Below are 11,982 nucleotides of genomic sequence, written 5' to 3'. Positions count from 1 at the left end.
GAGTCTTGAGGCTCCGGCGGAGCGCTGCGCCGCACCTTCTCTCGGACTCGGGCGATCGGATTCACAGTTCTGCTCCTTGCCTCCCCTTACCTCTTGGTGGCGCTGCCTCTTGGTGGCGTTACCTCTTGGTGGCGTCGGCCAGCGCCCGATGGATGCCGCGCAACTGCGCGACCTGCCACTCCTGGAAGGAGGCGTCGGCAGGGGTGAGGGTCTCGGTCACCGTGGCGACGGGGATGCCCTTGGCTTTGGCCGCGTCCACCTGGGCACGGACGTCCGGGGTGGAGTTCTGGCTGTTGTAGACGTAGATCATGATCTGCTTCGACTTGATCTGCCGGTCGACGGTTGCCTTGTCGCCGGCGGTGGGGTCGGCGCCCTCGCTGATGGCGTTCAGGAAGGACTCCGGGGTCCGCATCTTCAGCCCCAAGCCCTTGGCCAGGGGGTCCACGATCGATTCGGAGGCCCCGATGGGCGTGCCCCTGTACTTCTTCCGGATCTCGGCGACGAGCTGGTTGTACGAGGCGAGCGCTTTCTCCTGCACGGCGTCGTTCCGCTTTTCGAAGTACGACGCGTTGTCCGGGTCGATCTTCTTGTACTCCGCCGTGATCTTCTCGATCACGCGGCGCACCTTGTCGGGCGAGTACCACAGGTGTGGGTTGCCGCCCTCCTTCACACCCACCAGGTCACCGACGTCCAGCACCTTGCGGTCCGGGTCCGGGTTGGAGGCCAGCAGCTTGGGAGCCCAGGCGTCGTAGCCGGCGCCGTTGACGATCGCGAGCTGCGCCGACGCCACAGTACGGGCGTCCGCGCCGGTCGGCTCGTAGTCGTGCGGGTCCACCTGTGGGCTGTCGATGACACTGGTGACCTTCGCGTGGCTGCCGCCCAGCTGCGCGGCGAGGCTCCCCCAGACGTTCTCGGCCGCCACCACCTTGATGGTCTCGCCCCGTGAGCCCGGCGAGGGGCTGCCCGACTCGTCGCCTTTCCCTCCGGACGTGGAGCAGGCGCTGCCCGCCACCAGGGCCGCGGCGAATGCGCTGTTGAGAGCGAACCGGGGAGCTCGGCGGTCGACGGGGCGGCACGCGAGGGGATGCATAGGCGCTGGCTCTCTCTCAGCGGCGGCGGAGTGGATCCGGGGCAATATTGACCATTCCAGGACTTCCGACGCTAAGTGAGAACGACCTTCACAGCCACTTCGGCGGCGCGATCACCGCTGGCGCGATCGATGCCCCACCGCACCTTCCTGCCGACCGCCAAGTAGCTTCTTGACCCTCACACCGTGTCAGGCGGTCAGCTCGGAGACATCATGTTCACCATCGGAGACTTCGCCCGGCACGGCCGCGTCTCGGTCCGGATGCTGCGTCACTACGACGCGACCGGCCTGCTGCGCCCGGCCCACGTCGACCCCGCCAGCGGCTATCGCTACTACACCGCCGCCCAGCTGGCCCGCCTCAACCGGATCATCGCGCTCAAGGACCTCGGATTCACCCTCCAGCAGGTCCAGGACATCGTGGACGAGAAGGTCAGCGCCGAGGAACTGCGCGGCATGCTGCGGCTGCGGCGGGCCGAACTGGAGACCGCCATGGCTGCCGCAGGAGCACGGCTGGTCCAGGTCGAGGCGAGGCTCCGAGCGATCGAGAGCGAGGGGCGCATGCCCACGAACGACGTTGTCATCAAGAGCGTCCCCACCATCCGGGTGGCGGAGCTGACCGCAACCGCCGCGAGTTTCGAGCCCGAGGACATCGGCCCGGTCATCGGTCCGCTCTACGACGAGCTGTTCCGACGCCTGGGCTCGGCGGGTATCACCCCCACAGGTCCCGGTGTGGCCTACTACGAGGACGCCCCGGAGGGCGGCGGCAGGATCAGCGTCCACGCCGCCGTCCAGGTCTCCGCCCCTCTCCGGGACGGCGCCTTCCGAATCCTCGACCTGCCGTCCCTCGACCAGGCGGCGACCATCGTGCACCACGGCTCGATGGACACCGTGCTCCCCACCGCCCAGACCCTGGCCCGCTGGATCGATGCCAACGGTTACCAGTCGACCAGATACCCCCGCGAGATCAACCTGGAGTGCCCCGAGAACCGCGACGACTGGGTGACGGAACTACAGGCACCGGTGACCCGGGCCTGATCGATCGCACCCCGGCCTGACAGGTGGTCACGTTCGGGCAGCGGGCGACCGCAACAGTCTCCCGCTGCCCGGCCTCAGTCTTGAGACCTTCGTGCAGCGGGCCAGGGCGGCGGCGAGCCCGAGAAGGGCCAGAAGAGGCCCGGCGCCTTCGCAGCGCCGGGCCTCACCTGCGGTCCTCTCCTTCGCGACCCGCGCCGTACCGGCTACAGCGCTCCCTCTTCCATGTCCTCGGACGTCCCGTGCTGCACCGCTGCCGCGAAGGCGCCAAGTGTGGGCCGAGCGAAGAATCGGGCGAGGGGCACGCGGTGACCGAGCTCGGTCGCCGCCCGCTCGATGAGGCGTACGGCCTTGAGGCTGTCGCCGCCGAGAGCGAAGAAGTTGGCTTCCATACCCGTCACGGGAGTCTCCAGCACGCTCTCCCACAAGCCCGCCAGGGAGTTGGAGAAGCCGGTGAGCGGGGTGGCGGGATCCCCGTCGTCCTCCGCGTGCTGTACCGCAGTGGCGAGGACCGCGTCGGCCACTGCCGAGCGGTCGGTCTTTCCGTTCGCGGTCAGCGGGAGCCGGGGCAGCACCGCGAGATGGCGCGGGACCATGAAGGTCGGCAGGCGCTCCGCCAGCCAGTCGCGCAGCGCGGCACCGGTCACGGCCAAGGTGCTGTCCTGCCTCGGGTCGGAGTCCGGGGCCGGCGTGACGTCAGAGGCGCGAAGCACGACCCCGGCGACCAGTTCCCGGGACGCTCCGGTACCGGTGACGGTCACGGCTGCACGGGCGACCTGGTCGTGGACAGCCAGTGCGGCTTCGACCTCGCCGATCTCGATGCGGTGGCCGCGTATCTTGACCTGGTTGTCGGCCCGCCCCAGGAACTCCAGCAAGCCGTCGGGACGGTAGCGCCCCAGGTCACCGGTGCGGTACCAACGGCTTCCGTCGGCGGTGACGAACTTGGCGGCCGTCAGCTCGGGAGCACCCCGGTACCCGCGGGCCAGCCCCCTCCCGCCGATCCACAGTTCGCCGGGCACCCAGTCGGGCTGGTCCTGGCCGCCGGCCGGATCGACCACCCGGTAGCGCTGGTTGCGTAGTGGCCTGCCGTACGGGACAGAGGGCCAGTCGGGGTCGAGCTCGCCCACATCGTGCGCGTTGGACCAGATCGAGGCTTCGGTGGCGCCGCCAAGTCCGGTCAGCCGACAGCCGGGCAGCGTCGCCGCGAGTCGGGTGGGCAGATCGAGACCGATCCAGTCGCCGGAGAGCAGGGCCAGGCGCAGACGGTGGGGCGCCGTTTCCGGGTGGTGTTCGGCGACCACGAGCAACATGTCGAGCAGGGCGGGCACGGTGTTCCACACGGTTACGTGGTGCCGGGCGCACAGTTCGGCCCAGCGCTGGGCGTCCCGGCGCTCGTCCTCGGTGACCGTGACCACCGCGCCGCCGGCCGCGAGCAGGCCGAAGATGTCGTAGACGGACAGGTCGAAGTCGAGCGCTGAGACGGCGAGTACGCGGTCGGCGGGTGCGAGCTGATAGCGGTCGTTGATGTCCTCGATGGTGTTGGCCGCGGCCCGGTGGGTGATTTCCACGCCCTTGGGTTCGCCGGTGGAGCCGGAAGTGAAGATGACGTAGGCGAGCTGGTCCGGGGACGGGGTCGCGGGTTCGGGGACGGGTGTGTACTGCTCGGCGTCGCTCACGGGGACGCGGCATACCGGCCAGTCGGTCTCGCCCATGCCCGTATCCGGCGTCAGGGCCAGGCGGACGCCGGCGGCTGTGAGGATCTTCTCGCGGCGCACGGGCGGCTGGTCGACACCGACGGGGACATAGGCCGCGCCGGCGGCGAGCACGCCGAGGACCGCCGCGATCTGCTCGGGTCCCTTGGGTAGGCAGACGGCGACCGGTTCGGCCGGCCGCACTCCGTGGTCGGCCAGCAGGGCCGCGATCCGGCGGGCGTGCAGGGAGAGTTCACCGTACGTCGTCGGCCGCGGGTCTGCGTCGGTGACGATCGCGGGTGCCTGCGGCTGTGTGGCTGCCCGGCGGAAGAACGGTGTGTGCAGCAGGGTCTCGCGCTGCTCGGCGGCGGTGTCGTTGATCTGGCGGCGTACGGCTTGCTGGGCGGGCGGCAGCGGAACGGGACGCGGTTGGGTCCAGTCGGCGGCCAGCAGGGCGTGCAGGTGACGGGTGTACGCGTCGAACATGGCGTCCAGGACGCCTTCGGGGAACAGCTCCTCGACCGCGTCCCAGTGCAGGTCGATCACCGGGCCTTCCGGGGTGCGGCGTTCGACGGCCTGGTGGTCGAGCCACACCTGCGGGGTCTGGGTGATGCCGTGGACCTGGTCGGTGAACAGCTCTGCCGGATCGTCACCGGCGGTCAGGCCGAGGGCACTGGTGAAGACCACCGGCACGGTCACGTCGGCCTGGCCGGTGCGCTGGGCGAGGCGGCGCAGCACCTGGACGGCGGACAGGGAACGGTGGTCGAGCGCCTGCCACAGCTCCTGCTGGGTGCGGCGGGCGCCGGCCAGCCAGGGTTCGCCGGACCGGTGGTGGTGGCCGACGAGCACCAGCGACGTGAAGTCGCCGACGACCTGCGGGATGTGGGGGTGCACTTCGCGGCGGTCGAACAGCGTGAGGTTGACCGTCAGGTCGCGGTCGGTGCTCCACCGGGAGAGCACCTCGCAGTAGGCCGTCAGGAGCACCGCGGAGGGGGTGACTCCGTGGGCCCGGGCGCGCTCTTCCAAGGCGCGCCGGGCGGCGGGTTCAAGTGTGGCGGTGCGCCGAGTGAAGGACGGCTTGCCCAGCTCGGCGGGGTCGCACTGCAGCGGCAGGCGGGGTGCTGCGGGAAGCGTCTCGAGGCGTGTGTCCCAGTAGCGTTCGGCTTCGGCCCGGTCGGCCGGATCGGCTTCGGCGGCGAGCACGTAGTCGCGGAACGACACCTCCACCGGGGGCAGTGCGGTGCCGGGGTCGTGGTAGAGCGTGGACAGTTCGCCGTAGAAGGTGAGGATGCTCAGCGCGTCGAGGACGAGGTTGTCCATGCCGACCGCGAGCCGGATACGGTCGCCGTCCCGGACTGCGGCAAGGCTGAAGAGGGGCCATCGGCCCGGGTCGAAGACGTGGTGCGACCAGGTACGCCGCAGCGTCTCGTAGACCGCTTCGGGGTCGTCCCCGGCGTCGGTGACCGGGATGGTGAAGCGCGGTACGTCAGCAAGGATGCGCTGGTCACCGTTGTCGTCGAAGACGGCGCGCAGCATCTCGTGCCGCTGTACGAGGAGGTTGACGGCCTCTTCCAGCCGGGCCACGTCGAGGCCGGAAACGTCGTACTCGCGGTAGAAGTGGCAACCGACACCGCCCAGCGTGAACTGCTCCTTGCGGCCCAGCCAGTAGGCCAGCTGTACGTCCGTGGGTGGGAAGGGCTCGTGCCGGTTGGCCGGGTCGGCGAGCGGCGGGGCCGGGGCCGGGCGGGCCGCTCCCAGGTGGATCGTCTCGGCGAAGTCGGCGAGGACCGGATGCGCGAACAGCGCACTGAGCGCTGCTCCCTGGGCGCCCTCGGCGCGCAGCCGTGCCAGCAGCCGGGTGGCGAGCAGGGAGTCGCCGCCGAGGGCGAAGAAGTCGTCACCGCGTCCGGGGCCCGGAGCGGGCACGTCCAGTACGTCCCGCCAGGCGGCGGCCACCAGGTGTTCGGTGTCGGTCTGCAGGGGCTCGTGGTGCGGCGCGTCGGGGGCGAATGCACCCTCGTGCGGTGACATTGCGGCCACGGCGGCGGTGACGGCTGCGCGGTCGGTCTTGCCGTTGGGGGTGAGGGGGAGTTCGGGCAGCACCGCGACGGTGTCCGGCAGCATGACGTTCGGCAGCAGGGTGCGGGCGAACGCGCGGAGTTCCTCGGGCTGCGGGGCGGCGGCGGTGGGCACCACGGCCGCGCCGAGACGGCCGGTGGGCAGCTGCACGGCGACGGCGCGGACGATGGCGGGGTGGGCTGCCAGTACGGCCTCGATCTCGCCGAGCTCGATGCGGTGGCCGCGGACCTTGACCTGGTGGTCGGTACGGCCGAGGAAGTCGAGGGTGCCGTCGGGCCGGTAGCGGGCACGGTCGCCGGTGCGGTACCACCGGTGGCCGGCGTGCTCCACGAAACGGTCGGCGCTGCGTTCCGGGTCCCCGCGGTAGCCGCGGGCCACTCCCCCACCGCCGATCCACAGCTCTCCCGGCACCCAGTCGGGACAGTCCCGCCCCAGCGCGTCCACCACCCGGCACCTCACGCCGCGCAGCGGCAGACCGTACGGCACCAGGGTCCAGTCCTCGGGTATCCGCCGGCTGTCGGTCTCCTGGACGGTGGAGTGGATCGCGGTCTCGGTGGTTCCGCCCAGCCCCGCGAAGCGGCACTCGGGCGCGTACCGGGCGAGCCTGCGGGGCAGGTCCACCGTCACCCGGTCGCCGCCGAGCAGCACGGCGCGCAGCGGCACCGGTGCGCCGTCCGTGGCCGGCTCCGTCTCCAGCACGGTCAGCAGCATGTCCAGCAGCGCGGGGACGCAGTTGAGCACCGTCGCGCCGTGCCGGTGCAGCAGGCCGAGCCAGGCATGGGCGTCCCGGCGCTCCGTCTCCCGTACGCAGACCACCGCGCCTCCGCTGGTCAGCGGGGCGAACAGGTCGAAGACGGAGAGGTCGAACTCCAGCGCCGACAGCGCGAGTGTGCGGTCCATGGCGTCCAGGGCGAACCGCTCGGTGAGGTCGGCGAGGGTGCACATGGCCGCCGCGTGGTGAACCTCGACGCCCTTGGGCTCGCCCGTCGACCCGGAGGTGTACAGCACGTACGCCAGGTCGTCGGGCGAGCCGGGAACCGGAGCCGACAGCGGCTCGGCGTCCGGCGCCGGGGCCAGGTCGTCCAGGATCAGGCGGGCGCCGGACGCGCGCAGGATGCGCTCTTTGCGGTGCTGCGGCTGGTCCGCGGCGACGGGCAGATATGCGGCACCCGCGGCGAGTACGCCGAGGACGGCGACCGCCTGGTCCGGCCCCTTGGGCAGGCTGACGGCGATCAGGTCGCCGGGTCCTGCGCCGCGGGCGCGCAGCTGACCGGCGACCGCCAGGGCGCGGGCTGCCAGGTCGCCGTAGCTGTAACTGCCCTGGTCGGTCCCCTCGCCCCACAGCAGCGCGGGCGCTTCGGGCGTGGTGGTGGCGCGTTCGAAGAAGCCGTCGTGCAGCCGTCGTCCGGCGCCGGGTGCCGCCCCCGTCGCGTTGGCCCGTTCCCGCACCTCGCGCTGGGCGGCGGGCAGTTGGTCGTCGACGGGGGTCTGCCATGCCTGGTCGTCGCTGGTCAGTCGGTCGAGCAGCGTGCTGTAGGCGGTGAACATCGCGTCCAGCACCCCCGGCGCGAAGGCGGCCTCGCGGGCGTCCCAGTTGACCAGCAACCCGCCGTCGAGCTCCGTGATCTGCGCGTCGAGCCACACCTGCGGGCCCTGCGAGATGATCCAGACCGGTTCGCCCAGGCAGCGCCGTACCGAGGCCGGGAAGAGCGGCCCGAGGCCGAGGGCGCTGGTGTGGACGACGGGGGCGAGGGTCTGTCCGCCGCGCTGTCGTGTCAGGTCGCGCAGGACCTCCACGCCGGAGTGCCCGGCGTGTGCCGCATCGGTGTGGAAGCGCTCCTGCAGGCGCCGGGCCCGGTCGGCGAAACCGCCCGGCGCGGTGCCGTCCCAGGCCAGCAGCACCGAGGAGGTGAAGTCCCCGACCAGGGACGGGACATCGGCGTGCAGCGGCTCGCGGTCGAACAGGGGCAGATTGAGCAGGAACGACGGCTCGGCGCTCCACGTCGTCAGCGTCTCGGCGAAGACCGCGGTGAGTGCCAGGGCCGGGGTCAGTCCGTGTGCGTGCGCACGCTCCGCGAAGGCGGCGGCCTGCTCCGGTGCCAGGATGCGGTGCCGGCGGACGACGGTGGTCGCCTTGGAGTCGTTGCCCGCTGCGGGGAGTTGCGGAGGCCCTGGCAGGTCGGCCAGCCGCTCGCGCCACCAAGCGCGGTCGGTCTCCAGGGCGGCACTGCCGGGCCCGGCCCGGTGCGCTTCCCGGTCGGCCAGGTAGCGGGGGAAGCTGTAGTCGAGCGGGGCGCGTGACAGATGACCGCCGGCCTCGTAGGCGTCGGCCAGGTCCGCGAGGAGCACCCGCAGGCTGAGCGCATCGGCGGCGATCATGTCCAGGTTGACGTGGGTGCGGGTACGGCCGTCCGGCAGCAGCGTCAGCCGGACGTCGAAGACCTCGCCGGCCGCGACGTCCATGCTGCGGTGCGAGAGCGCCGCGCGGATCCGTTCCAGTTCCTGTGCGGCCTCCTGCTGGGTGGTCTCGCGCAGGTCGGTGACGTGCAGCCCGGGCCAGTTGGGGTTGTCGAGGATGCGCTGGGTGCCGTCGTCGTACACCTGGACGCGCAGCATGCCGTGCCGGGTGAAGAGGACACGCACCGCCGACTCCAGGCGGGCGGGCTCCACTTCCCTGCCGTCGAACTCGTGGTAGAAGTGGGCGGCCACGCCGCCCAGTTGCTGCCCGGGGGACCGGCCGGCCCAGTAGGCGTGCTGCATAAGGGCGAGCGGGAAGGGGGCGTCGTCGTCCGGCTCACCGCCGGGGACGTCGTCCGGCTCGCTGCCGGGGACGGAACCCGCGACGGAAGCGGCAGGGCCGGGGCGCGGGGTCGCCGCGCGGGAGGCCAGCAGGGCGTGCCAGGCGGCGGGGCTCGGATCGGCGGCGAGTTCACCGAAGGTGACCGGGGCCCCGGCCCGCCGCCAGCGGGCTGCCAGCTTCATCAGGGTGATGGAGTCGAGGCCCAGTGTGATGAGGTTGTCGTCGTCGCGGATCGTCTCGGCCGGCATGTCGAGTACGTCCGCGAGGCGGGCGCGCAGTGCCTGCGGGTCGGTGGTCTCGGCGGTCGCCGGATCAGTCACGTCGGGGAGCACGGTCTTCCTTCTGTCTCACCGGGGCCCGGAGCGGCGTGGTGCCGGAACCCGGACCCGGCAGGGCGGGCATACGGGGCTGTGGGAGGCGCTCTGACGGGGCTGTCACCAGCGCACGGGCAGGGTGGCCGGGCCGCGCAGGAACGCGGCCGACTTCCAGGTGGCATCACCGGCCGGGCGCAGGCCGGGCAGCAGCCGGGCGAGGGCGCGCAGTCCCTCCTGGAGTTCGACCCGGGCCAGCGCGGCTCCGGCACACCGGTGGATGCCGTGGCCGAAAGCGAGATGGCCGGAGGTGTCCCGGCCCGGGTCGAGGTCGTCGGGCCCAGGGAAGCGCAGCGCGTCACGGTTGGCCGCACCGATGGCCACCAGGACCGGTTCTCCGGCACGGACGCGGACGCCGCCGACGTCGAGGTCCTGGACGGCGTAGCGCGGGAGGGAGGCGGAGGCGGCCAGCGGGACGAACCGCAGCAACTCCTCGACCCACGAGCGGGCCTCGTCGGGATGGTCGGCCAGCCGTGCGAGCGCCTCGGGATGTTCGGTGAGCAGCACCCAGACGAAGTTGGCCAGTTGGGTGGCGGTGGTTTCGTAGCCGCCCAGCAGGAGCGCGATGCACAGCTCCACCAGTTCCTCGTGCGACGCCTGACCCTCACCCTCGGGGGCCGCTTCCTCGTCGCGGGCCCGCAGGAGCGCGGTCATCAGATCGTCGGCGGGTTCGGCGCGGCGCCGCTCCAGCAGGGCGCCCATGTACGCCTTGAGTTCGCGGGTGGCGGCCATGAAGCCCTGCGGGGTCGCACCGCTGGTGGACAGCACGGTGTCGCTCCAGCCGCGGAAGCGTGCCCGGTCCTCGACGGGCACTCCCAACAGTTCGCAGATCACCGCGATGGGGACGGGGAGGGCGACGTTCTCCACCAGGTCCGCCGGGGCACCCTCGGCGGCCAGGCGCCGTACCGCCGCCTCGGCGATCTCCCGTACCCGGGGGCGCAGGGCCTCCGCGCGGCGCGCGGTGAAGGCGCGTGCTGCGGGCCGGCGCAGCCGGGTGTGGTCGGGCGGGTCGGTGGCGACCAGCCCGATCGGGCTGACCGGTGTGGTGCGCGGCGCGTCCCGCCGGGTCGCCATGGCCCGGCTGAACCGGCTGTCGGTGAGGACGAAACGCGCTTCCTGGTAGCGGGTGACCAGCCAGGCCGGCTCGCCGTACGGCAGTTGGACACGGATGGGGCGCGGGGTGAGCTGCGCTTCCCGGTACGCCTCGGCCAGAGCGAGCCCCTGCCCGGCGTTGAACGGGTAGGGCACCGGATCGGTCACAGCTTCTCCCCCGCTTCGGCGAGGGCGCGGGCCAGCGCGGTCCTGTCGACCTTTCCGGCGCCGGTGCGGGGGAAGGTCTTGACGACGCGGACCCGGTCGGGCAGCTTGAACGCGGCGACACCTCGCCGGGTCAGATGGTCGACCAGGTCGCGGCGGGTCGGCGCGGCACCGCGCGGCACGACGAAGGCACAGGTGCGCTCCCCCATGGCCTCGTCGGGGAAACCGACCAGTGCGACGTCGTGCACCTGGGGATGGGCGAGCAGATGGTTCTCGACCTCTTCGACCGGGACCTTGTCGCCGCCGCGGTTGACGACGTCCTTGGCGCGGCCCTCGACCACGAGATGGCCGCTGGACAGTCGGCGCACCAGATCGCCGGTGCGGAAGAAGCCGTCCGCACGGAACGCGGTGGCGTTGTGGGTCTCGGCCCGGTAGTAGCCGCGCAGTGTGTACGGGCCGCGTACCCACAGCTCGCCGGTCTGGCCGTCGGGAACGGCACGGCCGTCCTGGTCGACAACGCGTATCTCGTCGTCGGCGGCGAGCGGTCTGCCCTGGGTGGTGAGCACCAGGTCCTCGGCGTCGTCCAGGCGCGTGAAATTCAGCAGGCCCTCGGCCATGCCGTACACCTGCTGCAACGCGCAGCCGAGGACGGGCCGCACCCGGCGGGCCGCCTCCTCCTTCAGCCGGGCGCCGCCCGCTTGGATCAAGGTGAGGCTGCTCAGGTCGGGGGCGAGCAGTTCGGCGGCGTCCAGCCAGGCCAGCACCAGCGGAGGGACGAGCGCCACGGTGGTGACCCGTTCGCGGGCGATGAGCGGGAAGGCTGTGTCCGGATCCGGGCCAGGGGCCAATACCACTGTGCCGCCCACGTACAGCGTGCCGAGCAGACCGGGGCAGGCCAGGGCGAAGTTGTGCGCGGCAGGGAGCGCGATCAGGCTGACGGTGTCCTCGTCGAGCCCGGTGACGCGGGCGCTGGCCCGCAGGTTGTACGCGTAGTCGTCGTGGGTGCGCGGGATCAGCTTGGGCGGCCCGGTGGTGCCGCCGGACAGCAGGAGGACGGCGACGTCCTCGGGCCGGGCCGCGTCGGACGCCTGGTCCGGGTGAGCGGGTTCTTCGGTGAGCAGCGCTTCGTACGGCGTCCACGGCCCCTCGGCGTCAGGATCGCCGACGGCGAAGACGCGGCGGACGGTGTGGGCGGCGGCCCGTACCGCTTCTGCCAGCTTCCGCTCGGCGGGTCCGCCGGACTGCATGACACAGGCGGCGGCTCCGGACAGCCGTGCCAGATGGACCAGTTCGCTCTCCCGGTGGGCGGGCAGGGCGAGCACGGGCACCACGGCCGCGCGGAAGCAGCCGAACAGGAGGGTGACGAAGGGGACGCCGTTGGGCAGATGGACCAGCAGGCGGTTGCCCGGCTTGAGTCCGTGGGCAAGCAGCCCGGTCGCGACTCGGTCGGCGGCGGCGTCGAGTTCGCGGTACGTCAGCCGCCGACCGTCGGCCACGAGCGCGGTGCGGCCGGGGGTGCGGCGGGCGCTGTCCTGCAGCACGCTGCCGAGGGTGGTGCCGGTCCAGTAGCCCTCGGCGCGATAGCGCGCCGCGATGTCCGCGGGCCAGGGGGTGAATCCGTCGAGCAGGGGCACGGTGGGTCCTCGTTCCGTAGCGGTCGGTGGC

General features: G+C 72.1%; 5 protein-coding genes. 1 reads left to right on the top strand and 4 read right to left on the bottom strand.

The window, feature by feature from the left end:
- Positions 1–118 precede the first annotated feature (118 nt).
- Positions 119–1,090: a metal ABC transporter solute-binding protein, Zn/Mn family gene (locus ACTWQF_RS17935; protein ID WP_443280415.1), complete on the bottom strand. Its 972-nt coding sequence runs from the start codon at positions 1,088–1,090 to the stop codon at positions 119–121.
- 210 nt (positions 1,091–1,300) lie between these two features.
- On the opposite strand from ACTWQF_RS17935, the gene ACTWQF_RS17930 reads away from it, so the two are divergent.
- Positions 1,301–2,122, top strand: coding sequence for a MerR family transcriptional regulator (locus tag ACTWQF_RS17930; RefSeq protein ID WP_443280414.1), 822 nt, complete (start codon positions 1,301–1,303; stop codon positions 2,120–2,122).
- Positions 2,123–2,325: 203 nt separating this feature from the next.
- On the opposite strand, the gene ACTWQF_RS17925 is transcribed toward ACTWQF_RS17930, so the two are convergent.
- The 3 genes from ACTWQF_RS17925 to ACTWQF_RS17915 all read right to left on the bottom strand — a co-directional run bounded on the left by ACTWQF_RS17925 (position 2,326) and on the right by ACTWQF_RS17915 (position 11,951).
- Positions 2,326–9,009 carry an amino acid adenylation domain-containing protein gene (locus ACTWQF_RS17925; RefSeq protein ID WP_443280413.1) on the bottom strand — a complete coding sequence of 2,228 codons (6,684 nt, stop codon included), beginning with the start codon at positions 9,007–9,009 and terminating at the stop codon, positions 2,326–2,328.
- Between the two features lie 114 nt (positions 9,010–9,123).
- On the bottom strand, positions 9,124–10,320 hold the full coding sequence (locus ACTWQF_RS17920) for a cytochrome P450 (RefSeq protein WP_443280412.1): 1,197 nt from the start codon (positions 10,318–10,320) through the stop codon (positions 9,124–9,126).
- A complete protein-coding gene (locus tag ACTWQF_RS17915) occupies positions 10,317–11,951 on the bottom strand; it encodes a (2,3-dihydroxybenzoyl)adenylate synthase (RefSeq protein ID WP_443280411.1) in 1,635 nt (544 codons plus the stop codon). The genes ACTWQF_RS17920 and ACTWQF_RS17915 overlap by 4 nt, the downstream gene beginning before the upstream one ends.
- Between the last annotated feature and the right edge of the window lie 31 nt (positions 11,952–11,982).

The sequence above is a fragment of the Streptomyces sp. 8N114 genome (genome assembly GCF_052245835.1).
GTDB lineage: Bacteria > Actinomycetota > Actinomycetes > Streptomycetales > Streptomycetaceae > Streptomyces.
Note: the sequence above shows the minus strand (reverse complement) of the source record. Positions and strands in the feature narration are given on the sequence as shown.